The organism is Vibrio sp. HI00D65, from assembly GCF_001635455.1.
Classification (GTDB): Bacteria; Pseudomonadota; Gammaproteobacteria; order Enterobacterales; family Vibrionaceae; genus Vibrio.
Genome location: NZ_LWEH01000255.1, coordinates 1 through 26,722 on the forward strand (window position 1 = coordinate 1; position 26,722 = coordinate 26,722).

Annotated in this window: 22 protein-coding genes; 17 read left to right on the forward strand and 5 right to left on the reverse strand. The window is 44.8% G+C overall.

Going from position 1 to position 26,722, the window contains the following annotated elements; genetic code table 11:
• Positions 1–102 precede the first annotated feature (102 nt).
• From A3712_RS17005 to barA, 3 genes are all read right to left on the reverse strand, one after another.
• Positions 103–399 (reverse strand): hypothetical protein, encoded by a 297-nt coding sequence (locus A3712_RS17005; protein WP_063524385.1) that lies wholly within the window; start codon positions 397–399, stop codon positions 103–105.
• 599 nt (positions 400–998) lie between these two features.
• Positions 999–1,913, reverse strand: coding sequence for an IS5 family transposase (locus A3712_RS17010; RefSeq protein ID WP_063524386.1), 915 nt, complete (start codon positions 1,911–1,913; stop codon positions 999–1,001).
• Between the two features lie 536 nt (positions 1,914–2,449).
• Positions 2,450–5,263 carry a two-component sensor histidine kinase BarA gene (gene barA / locus A3712_RS17015; RefSeq protein WP_063524387.1) on the reverse strand — a complete coding sequence of 938 codons (2,814 nt, stop codon included), beginning with the start codon at positions 5,261–5,263 and terminating at the stop codon, positions 2,450–2,452.
• 165 nt (positions 5,264–5,428) lie between these two features.
• Between barA and rlmD the strand changes: the two genes are divergently transcribed.
• The 13 genes from rlmD to rpoS all read left to right on the forward strand — a co-directional run bounded on the left by rlmD (position 5,429) and on the right by rpoS (position 19,998).
• Positions 5,429–6,748: a 23S rRNA (uracil(1939)-C(5))-methyltransferase RlmD gene (gene rlmD / locus A3712_RS17020; protein WP_063524388.1), complete on the forward strand. Its 1,320-nt coding sequence runs from the start codon at positions 5,429–5,431 to the stop codon at positions 6,746–6,748.
• 135 nt (positions 6,749–6,883) lie between these two features.
• Positions 6,884–9,106 (forward strand): GTP diphosphokinase, encoded by a 2,223-nt coding sequence (gene relA / locus A3712_RS17025; RefSeq protein ID WP_063524389.1) that lies wholly within the window; start codon positions 6,884–6,886, stop codon positions 9,104–9,106.
• 207 nt (positions 9,107–9,313) lie between these two features.
• Entirely contained in the window at positions 9,314–10,111 is a 798-nt protein-coding gene (mazG, locus tag A3712_RS17030; protein WP_063524390.1) for a nucleoside triphosphate pyrophosphohydrolase, read from the forward strand.
• 150 nt (positions 10,112–10,261) lie between these two features.
• Positions 10,262–11,902 carry a CTP synthase gene (locus A3712_RS17035; RefSeq protein ID WP_063524391.1) on the forward strand — a complete coding sequence of 547 codons (1,641 nt, stop codon included), beginning with the start codon at positions 10,262–10,264 and terminating at the stop codon, positions 11,900–11,902.
• Positions 11,903–11,982: 80 nt separating this feature from the next.
• Positions 11,983–13,281 carry a phosphopyruvate hydratase gene (gene eno / locus A3712_RS17040; protein WP_063524392.1) on the forward strand — a complete coding sequence of 433 codons (1,299 nt, stop codon included), beginning with the start codon at positions 11,983–11,985 and terminating at the stop codon, positions 13,279–13,281.
• Positions 13,282–13,988: 707 nt separating this feature from the next.
• Positions 13,989–14,270 (forward strand): cell division protein FtsB, encoded by a 282-nt coding sequence (gene ftsB / locus A3712_RS17045; RefSeq protein ID WP_004739050.1) that lies wholly within the window; start codon positions 13,989–13,991, stop codon positions 14,268–14,270.
• Positions 14,270–14,971: a 2-C-methyl-D-erythritol 4-phosphate cytidylyltransferase gene (gene ispD / locus A3712_RS17050; protein WP_063524393.1), complete on the forward strand. Its 702-nt coding sequence runs from the start codon at positions 14,270–14,272 to the stop codon at positions 14,969–14,971. Before ftsB ends, ispD begins: the two co-directional genes overlap by 1 nt.
• A 2-nt stretch (positions 14,972–14,973) precedes the next feature.
• The gene (gene ispF, locus A3712_RS17055; protein WP_063524394.1) at positions 14,974–15,453 is read left to right on the forward strand and encodes a 2-C-methyl-D-erythritol 2,4-cyclodiphosphate synthase; all 480 of its coding nucleotides are present in this window, start codon (positions 14,974–14,976) and stop codon (positions 15,451–15,453) included.
• Positions 15,454–15,475: 22 nt separating this feature from the next.
• Complete coding sequence (gene truD / locus A3712_RS17060) at positions 15,476–16,522, forward strand: tRNA pseudouridine(13) synthase TruD (protein ID WP_063524395.1); 1,047 nt, start codon at positions 15,476–15,478, stop codon at positions 16,520–16,522.
• 77 nt (positions 16,523–16,599) lie between these two features.
• Positions 16,600–17,343, forward strand: coding sequence for a 5'/3'-nucleotidase SurE (gene surE / locus A3712_RS17065; RefSeq protein ID WP_063524396.1), 744 nt, complete (start codon positions 16,600–16,602; stop codon positions 17,341–17,343).
• The gene (locus A3712_RS17070; RefSeq protein WP_063524397.1) at positions 17,344–17,970 is read left to right on the forward strand and encodes a protein-L-isoaspartate(D-aspartate) O-methyltransferase; all 627 of its coding nucleotides are present in this window, start codon (positions 17,344–17,346) and stop codon (positions 17,968–17,970) included. It abuts the gene before it with no gap.
• Positions 17,971–18,004: 34 nt separating this feature from the next.
• Positions 18,005–18,919, forward strand: a complete 915-nt coding sequence (gene nlpD / locus A3712_RS17075) for a murein hydrolase activator NlpD (protein WP_063524398.1) — start codon at positions 18,005–18,007, stop codon at positions 18,917–18,919.
• Positions 18,920–19,017: 98 nt separating this feature from the next.
• A complete protein-coding gene (rpoS, locus tag A3712_RS17080; RefSeq protein WP_063524399.1) occupies positions 19,018–19,998 on the forward strand; it encodes an RNA polymerase sigma factor RpoS in 981 nt (326 codons plus the stop codon).
• A gap of 81 nt (positions 19,999–20,079) precedes the next feature.
• Here the strand turns inward: rpoS and mutS are convergent, their stop codons facing one another.
• Complete coding sequence (gene mutS / locus A3712_RS17085; RefSeq protein ID WP_063524400.1) at positions 20,080–22,641, reverse strand: DNA mismatch repair protein MutS; 2,562 nt, start codon at positions 22,639–22,641, stop codon at positions 20,080–20,082.
• A 124-nt stretch (positions 22,642–22,765) separates the two neighbouring features.
• Between mutS and pncC the strand changes: the two genes are divergently transcribed.
• Both pncC and recA read left to right on the forward strand, forming a co-directional pair.
• Positions 22,766–23,260, forward strand: a complete 495-nt coding sequence (gene pncC, locus A3712_RS17090) for a nicotinamide-nucleotide amidase (protein WP_063524401.1) — start codon at positions 22,766–22,768, stop codon at positions 23,258–23,260.
• A gap of 140 nt (positions 23,261–23,400) precedes the next feature.
• Positions 23,401–24,441, forward strand: coding sequence for a recombinase RecA (recA, locus tag A3712_RS17095; RefSeq protein ID WP_063524402.1), 1,041 nt, complete (start codon positions 23,401–23,403; stop codon positions 24,439–24,441).
• A gap of 164 nt (positions 24,442–24,605) precedes the next feature.
• On the opposite strand, the gene A3712_RS17100 is transcribed toward recA, so the two are convergent.
• Positions 24,606–25,484 (reverse strand): winged helix-turn-helix domain-containing protein, encoded by an 879-nt coding sequence (locus A3712_RS17100; RefSeq protein WP_231891837.1) that lies wholly within the window; start codon positions 25,482–25,484, stop codon positions 24,606–24,608.
• Positions 25,485–25,723: 239 nt separating this feature from the next.
• Here A3712_RS17100 and A3712_RS17105 point away from each other — a divergent pair, with 239 nt between their 5' ends.
• A complete protein-coding gene (locus A3712_RS17105; protein WP_063524404.1) occupies positions 25,724–26,002 on the forward strand; it encodes a hypothetical protein in 279 nt (92 codons plus the stop codon).
• Between the two features lie 163 nt (positions 26,003–26,165).
• A complete protein-coding gene (gene tpx / locus A3712_RS17110; protein ID WP_063524405.1) occupies positions 26,166–26,672 on the forward strand; it encodes a thiol peroxidase in 507 nt (168 codons plus the stop codon).
• Positions 26,673–26,722 lie beyond the last annotated feature (50 nt).

Below are 26,722 nucleotides of genomic sequence, written 5' to 3' on the forward strand. Positions count from 1 at the left end.
TACATAAAGTGATAAGATTAAAGATATTTTAATATATAATTAATTTTAAATATGATAAAAGCCTACTTTAAATAGGCTTTATTATTTGGAATTATAAATAGATTAGCGTTCGATCAGGCGACCGCCCCCCTCACGTCTGTAATGCCCTTGTCTATTATTGTATCCGTGTCGGCGTTCCTCTCGGCCTTGCTCTCGGCGCATATTGTCTAGGAATTCTTGTTCCCCTACATTTAACTTTTCAGAGTGCGTGAGAAGCTTAACCCAATTCCTATTCCATGCCCATTTCGCTACTTTTGCGGCCTCGCGAATAGCGTCAAAGCGAGTTTCGCCATCACCACCATCACCTTTTCTTTCGCCACCAACAACCAGCATAATCTCTTTATTTGATAGTTCTTTCATTATTCCCTCTGTGTATTTATTGTTTACTATTTAGTGGGTTGGTGAATGTACATTGCACTTGGTTTAAGTGCAATTAGTTGCACTTGTTTTTTTGTCAGTAAATCTTTTTTTTTGATTTTTTTCTTTATACATCCTGACTTTTTAAGAAAAAACCTTGACTCCCGCTCGGTAGTGTAAATTTTAAGGAAGCGGTTAGGTGGCTAGCTGCAAATCAATTAGAAGGAGCGCAGTATAGGGCACTTAGATCTGTGATTTAGCTATCACGTCAGTACTCATAGTGAATTGTATGTTTCTATGCGATATAAGAGGGCCACAAGGAGTTGTCGAATTAAAATTAGGCTTAACCATATCTAATCGAATTGTCCTTACAACCTTGCGTCGTTATTAGGCCCAAGCAAGTCATTTATTTAGTCGGAATGAAGACTTGACTGGAAAAATCAAAAAAAACAGCAGTGGATGGTGAGTATGCAAACTTTAGAAAGTAATATGTTATATAAGTGCTCCTGAAATTATTATGCTTGCCAATTGAGGTGAGAGTAGTAACTGGCGTTGTTGATCTAATCAGCTTGAAGATCAACGACACCATATGTAGCTAGCCGTTAGCTTCTAACAGGCATACCTAGTCCTATGACTTTGTGAATCGCTTTGACATTCGCCATGATTTCGCCCACTTGAGCGTTGTAACATCTCAAGCTTAATTCACCGCTTGTTAGTCCTTTATATCGGGACATAGCAGTCCCAGATATTGAACGATAGTGATAACCAGACTCTGTTTTCCACTCCGATATTGTTCCATCTCTCAGAGCCATTACCGCTTTGTTTCTGGGATGACCGTCTTCCCAAAGAGCTGCATTCTTTCGAGGCGGTATTAACGGAGTACAGCCTTTATTTTTCAGAGTCTCGTAGCAATTTTTTGTGTCATATGCTCCATCGGCGGATATGGCAGCGACCTTTCTACGTAGTGGGTTGAGTAACGTCGGTAACACTTTACTATCGCCTACATTTACAAGACTGACTTCCGCCCTCATCGTTTCGTGAGTATCCATATCTACAGCTAAGTGCAGTTTACGCCATGTCCTACGTTTTTCTGCACCATGCTTTTTCACTTTCCACTCACCCTCACCAAAGACTTTGAGGCCATTAGAATCAGTGGCTATATGGCGAATAGCCCCTCTCGATTTATTGCGATATTTGACCTGAACTGTAACTGTCTTCGAGCGTTTACTGATACAGGTGTAGTCAGGGGACGTTAGTGGAACATTTAATAGCTCAAAGATAGAGTCGATTAAGCCTTGAAGAGCGCGTAAAGGAAGAGAGAAGATGCACTTAATCATCAAGGCGGTTTCAATCGATGTATCAGAGTACTGAAAGCCTCTCCCACGCTTACCATGATGGGTTTCGCATCGCCATGCATCTACGGCTGAATCATCTATCCAGAATGTAACCGAACCACGTTTACAAAGAGCCTTATTGTACTCCGCGCAGTTAGTTATCTTCTTGTTTGATTTACCCATATCACCACCATTCCAATCGTTTCAAATGATCAGATCGCAGGACTTGGAAAAGGTTCAACTAATTTAGGCAACAACGCCGATTAGAGGGAGCGTAAAGTTAACCTAACTTTTTAGATGCTGAGCTCTATGAAGCGCAGTTGAACAAACAACTGGGCAGATTCATGCCGTGGGTAGCTCTCGCTAAGAGTTATTAGATATCCGTCATCTTATTATTTGCTCTAGTGTCTGCTGTTCTCAATACAACTCCACCATTGCTATTGGTTGTCTACGTTTTCAAATATTCGCCCCCTCAACTCTTTAGAGGCATTGCTCATGAGTTCTGTGGACAAAAGAGTTGATACCCTGAGAGATGCCCTTGATAGAAGTTTATGGATTTGATTAAGGTCTTGTCCGATAAATATAAAATCTGAGTGTTAAAGGAGCGTTCGTATTTTGACATCTTTAGAGGGGTGTTCAATCAACCACTCCATTTAATTACTCGGTATTAGGTTTGCAGGCTCTGCTATTTTCTACCTGAAATTTAAGGCTAAGCCGGTTTAATCACTGGTTGGTTTTAGGTAGTGAATAGCGGTCGCTTGCACCTTATCGAGCTCGTCTTGAAGTTCAAAAAGCTCTGGCTCGATATCTTCAATCGAAGTACCTGAGCGCAGCTCTTTCTCTATTGTGGCACAGACCGATTTAAGCCTTGGTACGCCACTGTATGAGCTGCTGCCATGCATTTTGTGGATGATGTGTATCAGCTGATCCACAGGGTAAGCCGTGTCTTCGATCGCTTTCTCCGCCGCGTCATACACCTCAGGTATAAAGTCGACCAGCATCTGCAGCATATCGCGTGCGAGGTCTTCTTTGTTGGCGGCTTGCTTCATCGCAGCTTGCCAATCAATGATGATGTTCTTGTGCACGCTCACGTTACTCTCAGACACTTGGCTGTTGTCGACCTCGGCTGAGACTGCAGGGTGATCTGGATTTATCTTTTCGATGTGCTCAACCTCAGAGGTTGGGCTCCAATGAATCAATACTTGCTGTAACACATGCTCTTCAATTGGTTTGGTCAGGTAGTCATCCATGCCAGCTTCTAGCAGCCTATCGCGCTCGCCTGTCATGGCGTGTGCGGTAACAGCAATCACAGGTGTGTTGGCGTTGTTGGCGAGCTTTTTGATGTTCTGACAAGCGGTGACGCCATCCATCTTTGGCATCTGAATATCCATGAAGATGATGTCGAACTGAGTCTCAGTGGCTTTGTCGATAGCCTGTTGACCACTGGTACAGCTAATAACGGTTTCAACGCGTTCTTTAAGTAGTGCGGTGATAAGCTTCAGGTTGGCTGGGTTGTCGTCTACAGCCATTACAGTTAGTGGCAGCTTCTCTTCCGAGTGGGTTTCAATTGCTGGAGCAATCAAGGTTGGCGCTTGGCTCGACACCAGAGTTTGCAGCAGCTTCTTACGTGAAAGAGGTTTGGTGATGCATTGAACATCAACTTCTTTCATCAATTGTTCGCCAAGTGCGAGCTCGGTACTCGGTGTACCAATGATCACGTTCTGAGCAATTTTCTTCGCGCCAATAGCCCAACCGCTGACTGTATCAAACTGATAGTCTTGGTTGGCTGCGAGGTTCAGCAGTACGTAGTCGTACGAAGTCGACTCGTCAGGCATCACCGAACGATAGGTAACGACTAAGCCTTCTTGGGTCAGGATTTGTTGAGTAATCGAAGCCGCTTGCATGTTTGGCTCGATAAGCAGTAGTTGCTTGTCTTGCAGACATTGAGTCTCAATTAGCTCTGTCATCGGCATATCAGTGGTTGATAGCCTTAGCGTAAACCAGAAAGTGGAACCTTGGTGTAGGCGACTGGTTAGGCTGATCTCACCGCCCATTTGGCTCACAAGTTTTTGGGTGATAACCAGGCCTAGGCCTGTACCACCATAGCGACGAGAGATACTTGCATCAGCTTGGCTGAAGGCTTGGAATAGTTGGGCTTGCTGACGTTCAGAGATACCAATACCCGTATCACGAACCATGAACTGCAGTTCGATGTTGTCTTCGCTTTGTGAACGTAACTCAACGCTAATATCGATGTTACCACGCTCGGTAAACTTGATTGAGTTACCCACTAGGTTAGTCAGGATTTGTTGGATACGCAGTGGGTCACCTACAACGCCTGCAGGCACTTTAGGGTCGATCTTAAGGGTAAGCTCTAGGCCTTTCTCATGAGCGTTGGTTGCTTGAAGGTTCACTACCTCTTCTAGGCTTGCTTGGAACTCAAATGGAATGTTTTCTAGGGCTAGTTTGCCGGCTTCAAGTTTCGAGAAGTCCAAGATATCGTTGATGATACTGAGTAGGTTATTCGCTGAACGTTCAATGGTCTGTAGGTAATCCGTCTGACTGTTCGACAGGTGAGTTTTAAGCATCTGGCGAGTAAAGCCAATCACACCGTTGAGTGGTGTTCTTAGCTCGTGAGACATGTTGGCCAAGAACTCAGACTTAACACGTGCTGCTTCTTGTGCACGTTTTTTCGCGATGTCTAACTCAACGTTTTGAATCTCTAGCTGTTCAAGAGTTTCACGTAGATCCGAAGTAGCTTGGTCGATACTGTGCTGCATTTCGACGTGATATTCTGATAGCGATACTGCCATCGCATTGATACCGTTTTTCAGCGAGTCCAACTCACCGTGCATTTTGCCTTCGATACGAACGTCTAAGTGACCACGACGAATTCGGTCCACCATATTCTTCATGTGCGTGATCGGTTGAGTTACATCGTGCATCAAGCGGAAAGCGAAAACACCAGAAAGACCCAGTCCAAGAATCAACACTAAGAAAGCAGAGAAGACTTCTTGGTATTGCTGCAAACGAAGTGAAGAAAGGTCCAACTCAATCGCAATATAACCAATAGCTTGGTTGGCTTGAGACTGACCGTTAGTCGAGTTGATGTACTGGCCTTCTGCAATAATCGGGGTTCGGAGAATCAGTGTGTTATCGAGTAGGTCAGAAGAGCTTAAATGAGGAATCGGTTTATCTTTTGGATAAGTCAGGCTTTCGAAATCAGGGTGAAAGTTTGAGGTTACAAACAATTCATGACGATCATCGAACACCGCGATACTGCGGACCAGCTTAGAGTTCTTTCGATGTGCATAGCTGATTAGCTGACGAACAGACTCTCGACTTTCGAGTTGCATGCCAGATTCACTCGCAATTGCCAGTGGTTCAATGATGCTAGTACCTGTGTTAACCACCTGACCTTCAAGGTCTTGATAGCGGTTAAATGAGAAAAATGCACTCAATAGCAGCCCAATAATCAGGGTTGGAGCTAGAGTTAAGGTAATTACACGGGCTCTTAAGCCATATCTGGTCATGTTCTTTAATTACATCGAGGTCTGGATATGGGAAAATAACGCACACAATGGCGGTTAAGTGAACGGTAAGCTTAATCAAAGCCGTGACGTTCGACAATGATTCCAAGACAGAATAGTGAGTCCTGGATACCAATTACTTATTAAAAGATACATTAGGCACAAGCAATGGCACGTTTTTTCCAACCAAAAAAGAAAACTCAACTCGAGACCAAGCATCAATCGGTTTTGGTTGAACGAATGGATCACAATGGCGCTGGCATCGCTTATCAGAAAAACAAACCGGTTTTCATTGATGGCGCATTGCCCGGTGAACAGGTGGTTATTCAGCTTACTGAGAGTAAAAGTAAGTTTGCACGCGCGAAACTCATCAAATTGCTGAAGCCAAGCCAACAACGTCTAAAGCCTTTTTGTAAACACTTTAATCAGTGTGGCGGTTGTCATCTCCAACACCTTGGTTATCAGTCTCAGGTAGACCACAAGACACAATCTCTTACGCACTTGATGAATCAATATAAGACGGATGAGACAGAGATGGCTCAACCGATTGTAGGTGATGAAACGGGTTATCGTCGTCGTGCGCGTATCAGCTTGTTTGTTGATAAGAAAACGCACAAGCTTCAGTTCGGTTTTCGTAAGAAGCAGAGCAAGCAGATAGAAAACATCACCGATTGTGCCGTGCTTGATCCTCGCCTAAATGTATTGCTGCCAAAGGTGAAAAATTTACTCAACACTTTCAGCAACCTTACGTCTTTAGGACATGTTGAATTAGTATTGGGTGATATTTGTCCGGTAATGGTGCTACGCCACCTCAAGCCTTTGATTGAAAAAGATGAGCAAGCATTGATTGCGTTGGCGAAAGAAGAAGGTGTGATACTGTACTCAATGCCAGAGACAGACAAGTTGGTCCGCCTGATTGGTGATGCGCCTAGCTACAGCGAAACGGGCGTTACCTTACCTTTTGAGCCAAACCACTTCATTCAAGTGAACCAGAAGGTCAACCAGCAGATGGTGGCTCAAGCGATTGAATGGTTAGAACCTAAAGCGGATGAGCGAGTACTGGACCTGTTTTGTGGCTTAGGTAACTTCAGTCTACCTATCGCTCAACAGTCGGCGTTTGTGGTTGGGGTTGAAGGTGTCGATGAGATGGTTCAGCAAGCCACATCTAATGCCAAATTGAACCAGTTGAGTAACACCGAATTTTACCAAGCGAACCTTGAAGAAGACCTATCTGTACAAGCTTGGGCGAAAGAGAAATTTGATAAAATCTTACTGGACCCAGCTCGTGCTGGAGCGAGTGGTGTTGTTGATCAAATTTCAGCATTAGGAGCGAAGCGTGTGGTTTATGTTTCGTGTAATCCTGCTACTCTAGCTAGAGATTCAGAGAGCTTAGAAAGGCAAGGCTACCAATTAGCCAAACTTGGTATGTTGGATATGTTCCCACACACCAGCCATCTAGAATCGATGGCTCTCTTTATCAAGGCTTAAAGGCCCTTAAATAAGGCTTAAAAATGAATGACAAAGGCGCAGGGATATTTGCGCTGATATCAATATGGTCGAACTAACTTGGAACCAGTTAGTCATATTGAATTGGGTATAAAACAGAATAACTAGGAAGGCACGATGGTTGCGGTACGAAGCGCACATTTAAACCCAAGCGAACAGTTTGAGCTAGAAAGTTGGATTGCGTCATTAAAACAAGACGCAAAAACCTCGAATAAACTGAACAAAGTTTACCGTCACTGTGAAGAGCTATTAAAAGATCACGAGCAAGCATCACTCTTGCTATGGCGTGGACGTGAGATGATTGAAATCTTGGTTACGCTGTCGATGGATCGTGCAACATTAGTCGCCGCACAACTCTTCCCAGTGGTATCAAGTGGCGTGTTTGAGCGCGAAGCCTTCGAAGAAAGCTACGGCAAAGAAATTGTTAAGCTGATTGACGGCGTTGAAGAAATGGCGGCCTTGGGCCAGCTAAACGTAACCCTTGAAGGAAGTGCTGCCTCGGGTCAGGTTGATAACGTTCGACGCATGCTATTGGCCATGGTTGATGATTTCCGCTGCGTAGTTATCAAACTTGCAGAGCGAATCTGTAACCTCATCGAGGTGAAAAAGGCCCCTGATGCTGTGCGCCGAGCGGCAGCAAAAGAGTGTACTAACATCTACGCACCACTGGCCAACCGTTTAGGTATTGGTCAACTTAAGTGGGAAATCGAAGATTACGCCTTCCGCTATCAGCAGCCAGACACTTATAAGCAAATTGCCAAACAGCTTTCTGAGCGCCGTATCGTTCGTGAACAATACATCACAGACTTCGTTGATGACTTAACTGCAGAAATGCAGCGTTCAAACATCAACGCTGAAGTGAGCGGTCGACCAAAACATATCTACAGTATCTGGCGCAAAATGCAGAAGAAAGGCTTGGCCTTTGATGAGCTTTTTGACGTGCGAGCGGTACGTATCATCGCTGACCAGCTACAAGACTGCTACGCTGGTCTTGGGGTTGTGCACACCAAATACAAACACCTACCGAGCGAATTTGATGACTATGTGGCGAACCCTAAGCCAAATGGTTACCAGTCGATTCATACCGTAGTCCTTGGTCCTGAAGGCAAGACTATTGAGATTCAGATCCGTACTAAGCAGATGCACGAAGACTCTGAGCTTGGTGTGGCGGCGCACTGGAAGTACAAAGAGGGCTCTTCTGGTGGTCGTAGTGGCTACGATGAAAAAATCACTTGGTTGCGTAAACTTATCGACTGGCAAGAAGAGATGTCGGACTCCGGTGAGATGCTGGATGAAGTACGTAGTCAAGTCTTCGATGACCGTGTATACGCATTTACCCCACGTGGTGACGTGGTCGACTTACCGATGGGCGCAACCCCGTTGGACTTCGCTTACCACATCCACTCAATGGTCGGACACCGCTGTATCGGTGCTAAAGTAGCGGGACGTATCGTACCGTTCACTCATAAACTATCGATGGGCGATCAAGTTGAGATCATTACGCAGAAAGAGCCGAACCCGTCTCGTGATTGGCTAAACCCAACTACAGGTTTTGTTCACTCTGGTCGTGCTCGAGCTAAGATTAACGCTTGGTTCCGCGCACAAAGCCGTGAGAAAAACCTAGAAGCGGGTCGTGACATCCTGGAAGTAGAGCTAGCGAAAGTAGGCGCAACGCTAAAAGATGCTGATCAATATGCACTAAGACGCTTTAACGTGAATACGCCAGACGAACTCTACGCAGGTATTGGTAGTGGCGACTTGCGTATTAACCAAGTGGTTAATCACATCAATGCGTTAGTGAATAAGCCAACGGCGGAAGAAGAAGACAAGAAAGCGCTAGAGAAACTGCTTGAGTCGGAAAGTAAGCCAGCACAGCAGAGTCGTCCTAAGAAAGACGCGGTGGTAGTAGAAGGCGTTGATAACCTTATGACGCATCTTGCACGCTGTTGTCAGCCGATTCCTGGTGATTTGATTAAAGGCTATATCACTCAAGGACGCGGTATCTCGGTTCACCGTGCCGACTGTGAGCAGTTGAGTGAACTAAGCCTGCACGCACCAGAGCGTATCATTGATACCGTTTGGGGTAATGGCTTTGTCGGTTCTTACATCCTTACGCTGCGTGTTGAAGCTCTAGAGCGTAATGGCTTGTTAAAAGACATCACCTCACTGTTCTCTAACGAGAAGATCAGCGTGACGACAATGAAGAGCCGTATCGATTACAAGCGTCAGCTATCGGTAATGGATTTTGATTTAGAAGTGACTAATATTGAGATTCTGAGTCGAGTGACGAGCCGAGTCGAGCAGATCAAAGATGTAATGAGCGTCAAGAGACTGGGATGATACTTGGTATCATTCTCGTCATTCCCTTCAGTGAGTGACGAAGGTGATATGGGATCTCGCCAAGCGGTTTGATACCCCAACTCGCTCACTCTTCACTCTTGAGGATGACGAATAAAGATAAAGGTGAGTGGTTTTGGCTGCTCACCTTTTTTAGTTTTAGAAGACGTTATAAATTTAAAAATCAAAGACAGTAATAGGAAGACAATGATGAATCACCCGATTGAACAACTTGAACAGATCATGACTAAGCTGCGCGATCCTAAAGATGGCTGTCCTTGGGATTTAAAACAAAATTTTGAAACAATTGTTCCGCATACTATCGAAGAAACCTATGAGGTCGTGGATGCGATCCACAACAAAGACTGGTCGAATCTGCAAGAAGAGCTTGGCGATTTACTGTTTCAGGTGATTTTTTACAGCCAGTTGGCGAAAGAGCTGGGGCTGTTTGAGTTTTCAGATGTGGTTGATGGCATCAATGAGAAGCTAACCCGCCGTCACCCTCATGTGTTCTCGGATGCCGAGTTTGCTAGCGACGAAGAAATCAATGCGAACTGGGAAGCGGAAAAAGCCAAAGAAAAGGCACAAGTAGGCAAAACTCAAGAAAGTATTCTAGACTCAATACCAAACTCTCTACCTGCGCTTTCACGTGCTACAAAGATTCAAAAGCAGGTAGCGAAATATGGCTTCGATTGGGACTCAATTGGCCCAGTTGCAAACAAGGTAATAGAGGAAGTGGATGAGGTGCTGGAAGAGGCGCTTCAAGTGACACCAAACGAGGATTTGGTTGAAGAAGAGTTGGGTGATTTGCTGTTTGCAACGGTGAATTTGGTGCGACATTTAGGTAAAAACCCTGAGTCGGCGCTCCATAAGGCCAACTTGAAGTTTTCACGTCGCTTTAAAGGGGTGGAAGAAAAAGTGCGTCAACAAGATAAAAGTTTGACCGATTTTTCACTACAACAGCTTGATTCCATGTGGGATGAGGTAAAAGTAGCGGAGAAAAGATAACCAAAGCTTTTATCATGAATTGATTTGAAGCAAAAAATAAAAAATAGCGGTGTGATAGATTTCACGTTGTGGCGATAAGGGGCTTCTGGTATATTTTCATCCCGTCCAGAAGTAGTCCATTTCCCTCATTCAACCAATTTCAGGTTAAACATGACGACAAATTACATTTTTGTTACTGGCGGGGTTGTATCCTCTCTAGGTAAAGGTATTGCTGCAGCATCTCTTGCGGCTATTTTAGAAGCTCGTGGTCTTAAAGTGACTATGATGAAGCTTGACCCTTACATCAACGTTGATCCAGGCACTATGAGCCCGACTCAGCATGGTGAAGTGTTCGTTACGGAAGATGGCGCTGAAACAGACCTTGACCTTGGTCACTATGAGCGATTCATTCGCACCAAGATGACTAAGCGTAACAACTTCACTGCAGGTCGTGTTTACTCAGACGTACTAGCAAAAGAGCGTCGCGGTGATTACCTAGGTGCAACTATTCAGGTTATCCCACACATCACCAATTCTATCAAAGAGCGTGTTATTTCTGGTGCTGAAGGCCACGATATCGCGATCGTTGAAGTTGGTGGTACGGTTGGTGATATCGAATCTCTACCATTCATGGAAGCGATTCGTCAGCTAGCAGTAGAATTAGGCCGTGAACGCGCAATGTTCATGCACCTAACGCTAGTACCTTACCTAGCAGCTGCGGGCGAAGTGAAAACTAAGCCGACTCAGCACTCTGTAAAAGAGCTACTGTCTATTGGTATTCAGCCTGACATCCTAGTTTGTCGTTCTGACCGCAACATTCCTTCGAATGAGCGTAAGAAAATTGCTCTGTTCTGTAATGTGCAAGAAAATGCAGTTATTTCTATGCGCGATGTTGACTCTATCTACAAGATCCCTCAGCTTATTAAAGCTCAAGGTACTGATGATCTTGTATGTAAGCGTTTCGGCATTACAGCTCCAGAAGCAGATCTGTCTGAATGGGAACAAGTAATTTACGAAGAAGCTAACCCAACGGGTGAAGTGACGATTGGTATGGTTGGTAAGTACATTGAACTGCCAGACGCATACAAATCAGTAAATGAAGCGCTAAAACACGCAGGCTTGAAAAACCGCCTAAGCGTTAATATTAAATACGTAGATTCACAAGACGTTGAGTCTCGTGGCGTAGAAATTCTAGAAGGCCTAGATGCAATTCTAGTACCAGGTGGCTTCGGTGACCGTGGTGTTGAAGGTAAGATTCTTGCTGCTCAATACGCACGTGAAAACAAAGTACCATACTTAGGTATCTGTCTCGGCATGCAAGTAGCACTTATCGAGTACGCTCGTAATGTTGCGAAAATGGAAGGCGCACACTCTTCTGAGTTCTGTTCTGAAACTAAATACCCAGTTGTTGGCCTAATCACTGAGTGGGTAGACGGCGAAGGTAAAGTTGAAGAGCGTACAGAGACATCTGATCTAGGCGGCACAATGCGTCTAGGTTCACAGCTTTGTCACCTAGCGAAAGGTACGAAAGCTTACGAATTATACGGTAGCGCGACGATCCATGAACGTCATCGTCACCGTTACGAAGTGAACAACAATCTTCGTCCACAAATTGAGAAAGCGGGCCTAAAAGTATCGGGTCTATCTGCGGACAAGAAACTGGTTGAAGTTATTGAGAACCCGAACCACCCATGGTTCGTTGCAGCTCAATTCCACCCTGAGTTCACTTCAACACCTCGCGATGGTCACCCATTATTTGCAGGTTTCGTTAAAGCGGCTGGTGAGTTCCAGCGCGGCGAGTTAGAGAAGTAAAAGGAATACAGGTAGCCGCGTAAGTTGTGCTGCTACCTTTAAATTTGACATTTATATATTCAACGAGAAGGAAACATTCAATGTCTAAGATCGTTAAAGTTCTAGGTCGTGAAATCATCGATTCACGTGGTAACCCAACTGTAGAAGCTGAAGTACACCTAGAAGGCGGTTTCGTAGGTATGGCTGCTGCTCCATCTGGCGCATCTACTGGTTCTCGCGAAGCTCTTGAGCTACGTGACGGCGACAAATCACGTTTCCTAGGTAAAGGTGTTCTTAAAGCAATTGAAGCTGTAAACGGCCCAATCGCTGAAGCTCTAGTTGGTAAAGACGCTAAAGCTCAAGCTGACGTTGACCAAATCATGATCGACCTTGACGGTACTGAGAACAAATCTCAGTTCGGCGCAAACGCTATCCTAGCTGTTTCTCTAGCGAACGCTAAAGCTGCTGCTGCAGCTAAAGGCATGCCTCTATACGAGCACATCGCTGAGCTAAACGGTACTGCTGGTCAGTTCTCTATGCCTCTACCAATGATGAACATCATCAACGGTGGTGAGCACGCTGATAACAACGTTGACATCCAAGAGTTCATGATCCAACCAGTTGGTGCTAAGACTCTTAAAGAAGGTCTACGCATCGGTGCTGAAGTATTCCACAACTTAGCTAAAGTTCTTAAGTCTAAAGGCTACAGCACTGCAGTTGGTGACGAAGGTGGTTTCGCTCCTAACCTTAAGTCTAACGCTGAAGCGCTAGAAGTTATCGCAGAAGCTGTTGCAGCTGCTGGTTACGAACTAGGTAAAGACGTTACTCTAGCTATGGACTGTGCTGCATCTGAGTTCTTCGACAAAGAAGCTGGCATCTACAACATGAAAGGCGAAGGTAAGACTTTCTCTTCTGAAGAGTTCAACCACTACCTAGCTGAGCTAGCTAACCAATTCCCAATCGTTTCTATCGAAGACGGTCTAGACGAGTCTGATTGGGCTGGCTTCAAGCACCAAACTGAACTACTAGGTGACAAGCTTCAACTAGTAGGTGACGATCTATTCGTTACTAACACTAAGATTCTTGCTGAAGGTATCGAGAAAGGCGTAGCTAACTCTATCCTTATCAAGTTCAACCAAATCGGTTCTCTAACTGAGACTCTAGCTGCAATCAAGATGGCTAAAGACGCAGGTTACACAGCTGTAATCTCTCACCGTTCTGGCGAAACTGAAGACGCAACTATCGCTGACCTAGCGGTAGGTACTGCTGCAGGTCAAATCAAGACTGGTTCTATGAGCCGTTCTGACCGTGTTGCTAAGTACAACCAACTAATCCGTATCGAAGAAGCTCTAGGTTCTAAAGCTCCTTACAACGGTCTTAAAGAAGTTAAAGGTCAATAATCTCTCTGGTTTTTAAACCAAAGGAATTGTTAATCTAAGCTTTGAATGCCTCGCTAATGCGGGGCATTTTTTGTCTGTAGAAAGTGGTGGGGAGAAGGTCCAAGTTCTAAAGCTCCCCCTTTTTATAACGAACGCGGTCTTTAAAACGTTAAAGTTCAATAATTCCAAGCGAATTGTTAACTTAAAGCTTTTGAAACGCTCTACTTCGGTAGGGTGTTTTTTATGTTTGTAGAAAAATGGTAGAAATAAGCTCTAGGCTTTAAAGCCCCTCCTTTGATACCTAAAGTTAGTCATTCCCTAGACTGACGAATAAAGAAGTAGGCAATCTCTTATTTTGCATTTTCCTCAACAGATTCCCAACTCAGTCGTTCCTCCTTCTTCGGAATGACGGGGCATGTGACTTAGGAAAGATGTTTTGTCTTTGGCTCTTTCGTTGCCGTGGATTGCATCACTTAGCTCCCTTTCTTGAGTATGACGAGAGCATATAGCATTGGGAAGGTAAACATCTTTTGTCTTCTGTTTTTCGTACTATCCGTCATTCTCGAGACCGACGGAGGAGGGCGTCGGGAATCTCATCACTGGTTCCCAACGACAATAATTCCCCGACTTATTGATTCCCTGACACCACATATCTCGCACCAATAAGCTCATTATGGTATATATGTGCCTTATTCTAGTTCCTTCTTTTTCAACCGGCGAAAGGTGTTATGCGAATTTTTGCTTTAGTACTGCTCATAGTGTTTGGCTGGCTACAACACACATTGTGGCTCGGTAAAAATGGTATCTCTGATTACTACGGTGTGAACAATGAAATCCAAGTTCAGCAGCAAGTAAACGAAAAATTAAAAGTTCGAAACGCTGAGATGTTTGCGGAAATCGACGATCTACGCCAAGGTTTAGACGCGATAGAAGAACGTGCACGTCATGAGCTTGGCATGGTTAAAGAAGGCGAAACGTTTTATCGCATCATTGGTGAGGAATCCCATTAATGTTGACTCAACCTCAAAGCGTGATTGCCGTTGTCCCTGCGGCGGGCGTTGGTAGCCGAATGAAGGCCGACCGTCCGAAGCAATATCTTACGATCAATGGTAAAACGATTTTAGAGCATACCGTTGAGAAGCTCCTAGCTCACCCGCAAGTCTCTCAAATTGTAGTCGCAATCAGTGATGATGACCCATACTACCCAGAGCTACCCCTTACTCAGAATCTACAAGTGATTCGAGTCGTTGGTGGAAGTGAAAGAGCGGATTCCGTTCTTTCTGCTTTAGATTACATCGAAAAGCAACAGCTCGGTGGTTGGGTGATGGTGCATGACGCAGCAAGACCTTGTGTTCAGCTAAGTGATATCGACAAGTTAATCTCGACAGCAATGAGCCATGATGTTGGGGCTATATTGGCAGCCCCAGTTCGAGACACGATGAAGCGAGGCGCTCAAGGGCAAATTGATCATACTGTCGAGCGAGCTGATTTGTGGCACGCCCTCACACCACAAATGTTCAGAGCTGAACCTCTGTGGAATGTATTGAGCGAAGCGCTGCAACAAGGAGTTTCGATTACCGATGAAGCCTCTGCTTTTGAATGGAAAGGCTTCTCGCCCGCTTTAGTCGCCGGGCGTTCAGATAATTTTAAGATTACTCAGCCTGAAGATTTAGCGCTCGCTGAGTTCTATTTAAGTCAGAATAAGGAATAATGATGATTCGTATTGGCCATGGCTTTGATGTACATAAGTTTGGTGGTAAAGGCCCGGTAATTATCGGTGGTGTGAGCATCCCCTATGAACAAGGTCTTATCGCACACTCAGATGGCGATGTTGCTCTTCATGCCTTGTGTGACGCGCTGTTAGGAGCGATCGCCGCAGGTGATATAGGTCGTCATTTCCCTGATACTGACGATGAGTGGAAAGGCGCGGATAGCCGTGAGCTATTGAAAGACGTGTACCGTCGAGTCAAAGAGCAAGGCTATGTGATTGGCAATGCCGATATTACTATCATGGCGCAAGCGCCTAAAATGGCGCCTCATATAGACTCTATGTGCCAAGCCATTGCACAAGATTTAGAAACCAGCATCAGCAATGTGAACGTAAAAGCAACGACAACAGAGCGTTTAGGCTTTACGGGTCGCAAAGAGGGCATCGCATGTGAAGCGGTGGTCCTAATTACCAAAAGTGCATAAGCACCAACACGAAAAGAACAGCATGTCAGATATTTTATCTTCATTGGCTTATCTAAACGGTAAACCAACTGCGAAAGCAAAACTAAAAGCGAAAGCTGAACACTTTGTCGTTATCGAAGATTTGGGTTTTGAGTTTACGGGTGAAGGCGAACACTTAATGGTGCGCATTCGTAAAACAGGTGAAAACACGAGTTTCGTAGCCAATGAGTTGGCTAAAGCCTGTGGCGTTAAGTCGAAAGACGTAAGTTGGGCTGGCTTGAAAGACCGTCACGCAGTGACCGAGCAGTGGTTGAGCGTACACCTACCTAAAGGTGAGCCTGACTTTTCAGCGTTCTTAGCACAGTACCCAAGCATCGAAATTATTGCGACAGCGCGACACAACAAAAAGTTGCGTCCGGGTGATTTAATTGGCAACCAATTCGAGTTGACCTTGTCTGAAGTAACAGATTGCGATGATGTCGTAAAACGTTTAGAAAAAGTCGCTCAAGTGGGTGTACCAAACTACTTTGGTGCTCAGCGTTTTGGTAACGAAGGTAATAACTTGTCTGAAGCTCGTCGTTGGGGTCGTGATAATGTTCGTACTCGTAATCAGAACAAACGTAGCTTATACCTCTCGGCTGCTCGTTCATGGATTTACAACCTAATCCTTTCTGACCGTATTGAACAAGATGTGTTTGCATCGGTATTGGTTGGCGATATCGTCGTTAAAGATGGCGCTCAACTAACGGTGACTGCTGACAACCTTGAAGCTGTAAGCCAAGATGTTGCGAATGGTACTGCATTGGTGACGGTTGCTTTGGCCGGTGACAACACTTTGCCAACTACTGATGAGCCTCAAGTTTTAGAACAGAAACACCTTGATGCTGAACCGGATCTGATGGCTCTGATTCGTGGTAACCGTATGCGCCATGACCGCCGTGAAGCGTCTCTGAAACCTACTGATCTAACGTGGGAAGTGAGTGAAGATAATGTCACTCTGAAGTTCTCTCTTGATGCTGGCTGCTTTGCAACAGCTATCGTTCGTGAATTAGTCGAAGAAGTACACGTAGAGAGAAGCTACGAGCAGTAATGACTCTGCCTGGCACTAAGTGACTTAGTATCGTAATTTAAGCCACTTAGCACTTGAATATGAAGAAAGGATACAGAATGAAGATTTTACTCAGCAACGATGATGGTGTGCATGCTCAAGGTATTCATGAGCTAGCAGATGAACTACGTGATCTTGCTGAAGTTATCATTGTAGCCCCTGACCGTAATCGTTCAGGCGCTTCAAATTCATTAACTTTAGAACAGCCTTTACGTGTTCAAGATATTGCTGAAAATACCTATTCGGTACAGGGAACACCGACCGATTGTGTGCATTTCGCATTAAATGAACTGCTAAAGGATGATATGCCTGACCTAGTATTAACGGGCATTAACCATGGTGCAAACCTTGGTGATGACGTGTTGTACTCAGGTACAGTCGCAGCAGCAATGGAAGGACACTTTCTAGGTGTTCAATCGGTGGCATTTTCTCTGGTTGGTAAAAAACATTTTAAGACAGCGGCAGTGATTGCTCGTCGTATTGTCGAACAACATTTAGCAAAACCAATCCCAACCAACCGCCTGTTAAACGTCAATGTGCCGGATCTCCCTTTAGAAGATCTATCAGGGACTCAGGTTACTCGCCTTGGCGCACGTCATCATGCTGAAGATATGATCAAGCAAAAAGACCCTCGTGGTCATGATATTTATTGGCTTGGTCCTCCAGGCAAAGAGCAAGATGCGGGCGAAGGTACCGATTTCTATGCGATTGAGCATGGCTTTGTGTCGGTAACGCCTCTGCAGGTAGATCTGACAGCACATGAGTCTTTAGGCGCTATGACAACATGGTTAGGAGAGAAGTAAGTGAGTAATCCACAAGCAGAGCGCTTAATTACTTTTCTGATTGAAAGTGGCATCCGAGACCAAAAAGTATTGGATGCGATTTACCAACTGCCAAGAGAGAGTTTTTTGTCTCAGGCTATGTATCATCAGGCTTATGACAATAATGCACTGCCTATCGGGCAAGGGCAGACCATCTCGCAACCGTATATTGTTGCTAAAATGACAGAATTACTCGAGCTGCAACAAGATAGCCGAGTTTTGGAAATTGGAACTGGTTCTGGCTACCAAACTGCTGTTTTAGCTCAACTTGTTGATCATGTTTATTCGGTTGAAAGGATAAAGTCGCTACAATGGGACGCTAAGCGTCGGTTAAAGCAGCTCGATTTTTATAATATTTCAACCAAACATGGTGATGGCTGGCAAGGTTGGTCCTCTAAAGGGCCTTTTGATGCGATCATCGTAACCGCTGCTGCAGAGTATATTCCTCAAGCACTTTTGCAACAGCTGATAGATGGCGGTCGTCTATTAATTCCGGTTGGTGATGACGAACAACAGTTATTGAAGATCGTGCGTCATGGTGATGAGTTTTTATCGAGTGTCATCGAGATGGTGCGATTTGTACCTCTGGTTCCTGGTGAGCTAGCTTAATAAAAGACTTATGGTGTAGGTGGATAGAGAGTCGATGCGTTCGAAGTTGTTAAAAGGAAGCTCCTTACTGCTTAGCTGTGCACTTGTTGGGTGTACAGCGAGTATGCCTGCGCCAGTTTCAAGCCTAAGTAAAAACTACTCATCGATTGATCGCGGTAGCTATCGTGGCAGTTACTACGAAGTGAAAAAAGGGGATACGCTTTATTTCATCGCGTATGTCACCAATAAAGATGTACAAGACCTGATAAGCTATAACAAACTTGCGGCCCCTTATACCATCCACCCGGGGCAGAAGCTTAAGTTGTGGCGTCCTAGCTATAACGCGCCAGCCTATGGTAAATCAACGGTTGTAGCCGCAGCAGTCGCTGCTCCTGTTGCCGCATCCACAGCATCATTGACGGCAAGTAAACCTAAAGCCACTCCGAAAAAGAGCAAAAACTCTAAACCTGCGCCAGCTCAAACTACAGCCAAAGTGGCGAAAAAAGATCCACCAAAGAAGGTTGAACAATCTAAATCAAAGGAGTATGTTGGGTCTAAAGGTAAACAGAATGTTGCACCGTCCACTAAACCAACAAGTGATAAAGTATCCAAGTGGTTATGGCCAACAAAGGGGAGGGTAATTAAGAATTTCTCTGTAGGCGAACAAGGAAATAAAGGCATAGACATAGCAGGACAGCGAGGTCAGCCAATAGTATCTACTGCAGGAGGAACGGTTGTTTATTCGGGTAATGCATTACGAGGCTACGGCAATCTAGTGATTGTGAAGCATAATGATAATTACTTAAGTGCATACGCGCATAACGACCGACTATTAGTATCTGAAGGGCAAAGTGTGAAACCAGGGCAGAAGATTGCAACAATGGGAAGCTCTGGAGCCAGCAGTGTTAGGCTGCACTTTGAGATTCGTTACCAAGGTAAATCCGTCAATCCAAAACGATATTTACCTTAAATACAGTACCCACTAATCACGTATTGTATTGAGTGACATAGTCATTTAGCGACATATGAAGTTGTAATGTCATGCTAATTTCGCCAGGGGGAGGCGTTATGAGTATAAGCAATGCAGAAATCAAAGAAGAGTTCGATCTTGACCAAGTAACCACGGAACCGGAAACACTTGAACAAGAGAAGCGAACTGCTACCAAGAAAGCCGAAGTTAAAGAAGAAACAGAAGTTACTTCCAAGAGTTTAGATGCGACGCAACTGTATCTAGGCGAAATCGGTTTCTCACCACTACTAACCGCAGAAGAAGAGGTGCTCTACGCACGTCGAGCTCTACGCGGTGATGAAGCAGCACGCAAACGCATGATCGAAAGTAACCTGCGTTTGGTAGTTAAAATTTCTCGCCGTTATAGCAACCGTGGTCTAGCACTTCTTGATTTAATCGAAGAAGGTAACTTAGGTTTGATTCGCGCCGTAGAGAAGTTTGACCCAGAGCGTGGCTTCCGTTTTTCTACTTACGCAACATGGTGGATTCGTCAGACCATCGAGCGTGCTTTGATGAATCAGACTCGCACTATCCGTTTGCCAATTCATGTTGTTAAAGAGCTGAACATCTATCTGCGTACTGCAAGAGAACTATCACAGAAACTTGACCATGAACCAACAGCGGAAGAGATTGCTTCTAAGCTTGATAAACCTGTTGGTGACGTAAGTAAGATGCTTCGTCTAAACGAAAGAGTGAGCTCGGTAGATACGCCAATTGGTGGTGATGGTGAGAAAGCACTACTGGACATTATTCCAGATGTGAACAACTCAGATCCTGAGGTTTCGACTCAAGATAGTGATATCAAAAACTCACTGATCTTCTGGCTTGATGAGCTGAATCCTAAGCAGAAAGAGGTGCTTGCACGTCGGTTTGGCCTACTAGGCTATGAACCGTCAACGCTAGAAGAAGTTGGTCGTGAAATCAGCCTAACTCGTGAACGCGTTCGTCAAATCCAAGTTGAAGGTCTTCGTCGTCTACGTGAGATCCTTATCAAGCAAGGTTTGAACATGGAAAACCTGTTCAACGTTGAAAACGACTAAACGATACCCATTAACCTCGATAAAAAAACGCTGACTTAATGTCAGCGTTTTTTTATCGAGGTTAAAGATACTTGCCTTTGATTAGAGCAGTTTCTTCAAGCGGTACAACTCTTCCAGTGCTTGGCGTGGCGTCAGATCGTCAGGATCCACGTTCGCTAATGCTTGCTCTACTTCGCTTGGTTCCGGGATAAGGCTCAGTTGGTTCCCAATATCAACGCCGCTCGGCTTCGATGTAGGAGACTCAATGCTCAACGCTTCAAGTTGTGTCAGTTTCGCACGAGCGTTCTTGATCACTGCTTTTGGTACACCAGCCAATCCTGCAACCGCTAGGCCGTAAGACTTACTTGCTGCACCTTCTTGAACTGCGTGCATGAAGGCGATGCTGTCACCGTGCTCTACTGCGTCTAAGTGAACGTTGGCCAGTGTTGGAATCTGGTTTGGTAGTTCGGTTAGCTCAAAGTAGTGTGTCGCAAACAGTGTCATCGCATTGATTTGATTCGCTAGCCATTCTGCACTTGCCCAAGCTAGAGATAGACCATCGTAAGTACTGGTACCACGACCGATTTCATCCATCAGCACCAAGCTGTTTGGTGTTGCGTTGTGCAGGATGTTGGCAGTCTCAGTCATCTCAACCATGAAGGTTGAGCGACCAGACGCTAGATCGTCCGATGCGCCAATTCGAGTAAAGATGCGGTCGATAGAGCCAATAGTTGCACTTTCTGCTGGAACATAACAACCGATATGTGCCATTAGCGCGATAAGTGCTGTCTGGCGCATGTAAGTCGATTTACCACCCATGTTTGGACCTGTAATGATCAGCATTTTACGCTTGTCGTTAAGGTCAATTGGGTTAGCAATGAATGGTTCATCCATGACTTGCTCAACCACAGGGTGGCGGCCTGCTTGGATTTGGACGCCAGCAGATTCAGTCATGCTCGGACGACAATAATCGAGTGTGTCTGCACGCTCGGCTAAGTTCTGTAAGACATCAAGCTGGGATACAGAAGAGGCGATGTTTTGTAGTCGCTCTAAATGTGGCAGTAGCAAATCAAACAGCTCTTCCCATAACTGCTTCTCGATAGCCAGAGCTTTCGACTTAGAGTTTAGAACTTTGTCTTCGTGCTCTTTTAGCTCAGGAATAATGTAGCGCTCAGCGTTCTTTAGTGTTTGACGGCGTACATAGTGTGGCGGCACAAGGTGGCTTTGCCCGCGGCTTACCTGAATAAAGAAACCGTGTACGTTGTTGTAGCCAACCTTAAGTGTGTCGATACCATGGCGCTCACGCTCTTCTTTCTCCAATTGATCAAGGAATTCAGTTGCACCAGCAGCTAGGTTACGCCATTCGTCTAGTTCGGCATTGTAGCCTTCAGCGATCACACCACCGTCGCGGATAACCACGGGTGGGTTTTCTTTGATGGCTCGCTCTAATAGGTCTGATACTTCATCCAAAGGAGAAGCATATTGAGCAAGTTGAGTTAGGTATGGGTGCTTAAGTTGGGTTAGCGTTTCTGCAAGTTCTGGTAGATACTCCATCGCTTGACGAAGTCGCGCCATATCACGTGGGCGAGCCGAGCGAAGTGCCAGTCGAGCTAAGATACGCTCAATATCACCAATCTGTTTTAGTGTTGGCTGCAGCTCAGTGAATAGCGCCAAATCTTTCATCTCACCAATCGCGTCTAGGCGTTGGTTAAGAGCCGAGATATTGCGCATTGGTTGATGTAACCAACGCTTGAGCATACGGCTACCCATTGCGGTTGCTGTGTGATCCAGAACTTCAGCAAGAGTGTTGTCGGTGCCACCGCCAAGGTTTTGCGTGATCTCCAGGTTGCGGCGAGTCGCAGCATCAAGGATCACCGAGTGATCTTGCTTGTCCATTGTCAGTGAACGAATATGCGGTAGCGCAGTTCGTTGGGTATCTTTCACATATTGAATAAGGCAGCCGGCTGCACACAAGCCAAGTTTCGCGCCTTCAACGCCAAAACCAACAAGGTCACGAGTGCCAAACTGTTGGTTCAACTGCTGCTTAGCGGTATCTAATTCAAATTCCCATACTGGACGACGACGATTGCCTGTGCGGCTTGCCATTAATTCAACGGGTTCGAAATCTTCAGGGAACAACAACTCACGCGGAGAGGTTCTCTGCAGCTCTGCTGCCATTGCTTCTTCGGTTTCTGGTTCACACAGTTGGAATCGGCCAGAGGTAATGTCTAACGTCGCGTAACCAAACTTGCCGTTGTGATGGTAAATAGCGGCGATTAAGTTGTCGACGCGTTCAGAAAGCAGTGCTTCATCGGTTACGGTACCCGGTGTCACGATACGTACTACCGCTCGCTCGACAGGACCTTTTGAAAGTGCTGGATTACCAATCTGTTCACAAATTGCTACGGATTCACCGAGTTGCACTAACTTTGCTAGGTACCCCTCAACGGCATGGTATGGGACGCCGGCCATTGGGATTGGTTCGCCATTTGAAGAGCCGCGTTTAGTCAGTGAAATATCGAGGAGTTGAGACGCTTTTTTTGCGTCATCGTAGAAAAGCTCGTAGAAATCGCCCATGCGGTAGAACAGCAGAATTTCTGGGTTTTCTGACTTCAGTTTTAGGTACTGCTGCATCATGGGAGTATGTTTTTGATCGGCTTTCACAGTTAACTTCTTTCGTTTATTTCTATTGCGGCTTAGGATACGTGAAAGCGTTTCGTGCGAAAAGCGGCTGAAGCGAAAAGATGCGTATCCAAATGTTCTAATGGTAAATAAAGGGAAGCTGATAATGCAGATGACTCAAGATCTTAGTGAAAAACTCGGACTGTTGCTTGCAGAGCACAATCAGGTGTTGGTCACCGCCGAGTCTTGTACTGGTGGCGGTGTAGCAAGTGCGGTAACGGATATCGCGGGCAGCTCTGCTTGGTTTGATCGCGCTTTTGTCACGTATAGCAATGAAGCAAAGCAAGAGATGATTGGCGTACAGTTAGAAACCGTAGTGGAATTTGGTGCGGTCAGCGAACCTGTCGTCATAGAAATGGCTAAAGGTGCGCTAGAGCATTCGAACGGAACCATCGCGGTGTCAATTAGTGGTATTGCAGGCCCTGGTGGCGGTACTGACGAGAAGCCCGTTGGTACGGTATGCTTTGCTTGGAAAGCGCTAAGTGGTTGGAATAAAGTGGAAACGTATGTATTTGATGGTGACAGATCACAAGTACGCCAACAAGCCACCCACCATGCCCTGCAAGTTATTTATGATTACCTATCAATGGAAGACAAGTAACATTTGTACAAATTATTTTCATACAGGTATGGACACTGTATGAATCAACAGTATAATAAAGCCAATTAGTCACCCCTATGTGGGTTAGAAATAGATTCTAAATCGCTTGTTTCACGACAACCGATTACCTGGAGATAGTAATGGACGAGAATAAACAAAAAGCGTTAGCCGCAGCCCTTGGTCAGATTGAAAAACAATTTGGTAAAGGCTCTATCATGCGTCTTGGTGACAACCGTACAATGGATGTAGAAACAATTTCTACTGGTTCTCTATCTCTAGATATCGCACTAGGTGCTGGTGGTCTGCCGATGGGTCGTATCGTTGAAATTTATGGTCCAGAATCTTCAGGTAAAACAACGCTAACACTTGAGCTGATTGCTGCAGCACAAAAAGTAGGTAAAACCTGTGCTTTCGTTGATGCTGAGCACGCACTAGACCCTATCTACGCTCAAAAGCTTGGTGTTGATATCGATGCACTTCTTGTTTCTCAACCAGATACTGGTGAACAAGCTCTAGAAATCTGTGATGCTCTAGCGCGTTCTGGTGCTATCGACGTATTGGTTGTCGACTCAGTAGCGGCACTAACACCAAAAGCTGAAATCGAAGGCGAAATGGGCGACAGCCACATGGGTCTTCAAGCTCGTATGCTTTCTCAAGCGATGCGTAAGCTGACTGGTAACCTTAAGCAGTCTAACTGTATGTGTATCTTCATTAACCAAATCCGTATGAAGATTGGTGTAATGTTTGGTAACCCAGAAACCACAACGGGTGGTAATGCACTTAAGTTCTACGCGTCTGTTCGTCTTGATATTCGCCGTACTGGTTCTATCAAAGAAGGTGACGAGATCGTTGGTAACGAAACGCGTATTAAGGTTGTTAAGAACAAGATTGCAGCACCGTTTAAGCAAGCTGAAACTCAAATCCTATACGGCCAAGGCTTTAACCGTGAAGGTGAGCTGATTGATCTAGGTGTTAAGAACAAGCTAGTTGATAAAGCAGGAGCTTGGTACAGCTACAAAGGCGATAAGATCGGTCAAGGTAAATCGAACTCTTGTAAGTTCCTACGTGAAAACCCAGAGATCGCTCTAGAGCTAGATACTAAACTTCGTGAACTACTACTGACTCCTGCTGTTCTTGACGAGAAAGAAGCAGAAAAAGAAGAAGAGAACGAAGAGTTTTAATCCAAATCGTTACTCTTAGCTAAGAACTTGAAGCCTCGCATTGCATGCGGGGCTTTCTTATTGGCTGAAACATTCTCCGCACTTCCTCCGTTTCTCATTGCGACGTTCGCTATTTACAAGCTCCCTTAAAACTAAGCCACTGATGTCTTGAACGACAAAATCATTTATTGCTGTGGGTTACCTTTGCAGTAAAAGGACTCCAGTAACGGAGTAATAATGGATGGATAAATATTGAGGCTGTCTAGCTTCTGTTTGAAGATACTTTGACTCTTTCGATTGTTGGTAAAAACAAAAGCATACATTGAAATGATGTTGTCTCGGAAAGCTGAATTAGTGATGCGAATGTAGATACTTTTTACATTGCACTGCGATAGCTCGAGGTGATTGATGTATGAGGTCATTTTGGAGTCAGTGATTGTATTTGATTGGTCATGAACATAAAGTGTGCCACTACCAAAGGGATAGGACTGGTAGTTGTCTTTATCTAAAAATGGCGCTTGCTCTTTGTTGTAATGAATGGAGTAGTAGGCGACCAATATGATGCCAAGCCACAGGGCACATAAATTTAACGTAAATTGACGAGGAAACTTGGTTTTCGTTTTCTGAGTACTGACTGGTTGCTGTAAATCTGGGCTTATTTTTTCTTCATTAATGCCAGTGCCAGCATCCGCCAATTCAAGTTGCACTTCCGCCTCAACTAAAGGCTTAATTTCTTCAACCTTCAGAGCTTGTTGCCTTGGTGAAATCACCAATAAATAACCTTGCTTACTGATTGTTTTGAGTTCTAACTCATTAGTATCTAAATTTCTGAATACTTTACGAATATAACTAATGGTGTTGGTTAGGGACTGATCGGTAACCAACACACCTTGCCAACACTCTTCAAATAACTCTTCTCGCGAAACGCATCTATCTTGGTGCTTTAACAAGTACAACAGAACTTTGAACGGCAGAGGGCGCATGCTGACCGTGATATCCGCGGGATGGTGAGTCAGTGTCCTTATCTCAATATCAATAGTGATGGAATCGGTGATATTACGCATTTGATTCATGGGCTTAGTAATTTAAATGAAGTTCATTTTGGCGGGCGGTACTTTAAGCATAGGAGGGCTGTCTGTAACTGTAAAATCTCATTGGTTATATAAAGATTACATTTAGCTATGTTGTTATGTTTTTGTTTGGCAATGGTTTGTGGTGGGAACGAGGGCTGGTTGCTAACGTAATGCCGCCTCGAGCTTGGGTGATAGCTTGACTTCTAATCGTTGTTTTAAAGGTAATTTGGATGCCAGAAATTAAACAGAAAAACTCTCAATCGGTGAATCAGCTGTTACAAGAGTATAAGGACGTCACTTCCATAGAGTCCTTTCAACTGGATGTTGTTCAGTCTCTTACTAAGATTTTTATCGATAAAGAGAAGAGCCTTGAACGCTGCGACAAGGTGACCTTACTCAAGGTTGCTCAGGAGCATATTGATCAAGAAATTGATTTCTCTCTTTCTGTTGGTTTCGACGATGCGGTTCCTATCCTCAATCAAATACGAAAAGTAATCGAAGCTGCCTAAGCGTTGAATTTGCGCCGAGGGTTAATAAACGTTTTTACTGACTCCACCGGTGTAAATTACGGATGACATATAGAGAAGAGATGTTCGATTTGAATGTCTTTAGATAATAGCAACACAGTCAGCTAGAACAGCTATTTTAAGAATTACATTGAAAGGAATAAACATGAACACAGTGACATTTGTGGGCGATAAAATCGCACTAGCAGGTAACTTCCCACAAAAAGGTGAAGTACTTACTACACCAGCAATGACATCGGTATCGTTAGCACCACTGACGATTTCAGAAAAAAAAGCTGATTTTAAACTGATCTACTTGTTCCCAAGCGTTGATACACCAGTATGTTCAAGCAGCACTAAGGTAATCTCTGAACTAGCAGAGCTAAAATCAGAGTCAGTGGATGTATACACGGTTTCAACCGATCTACCATTTGCGCTTGCTCGTTACCAAGAGAGCGAGGGTGTGGAAGGCGTGGAGCAGCTATCAGTATTCAAAAGTCCAGAGCTGTTAAAAGCATTCGGTACACAGTTTGAAGAGCATGCACTATCTGGCTTGTCAGCTCGTGCAGTTATCCTACTAGATGCGAACAATGTAGTTTTACACAGCGAACTGGTTTCGGAAGTAACTGAAGAGCCAAACTACAACGCTATTGTTGAAGCTCTGAAAGCTTAATCATAGCGAGAGGCCTTGGTGAATTTTGGGCACCAAGGCTTCACCGTTAA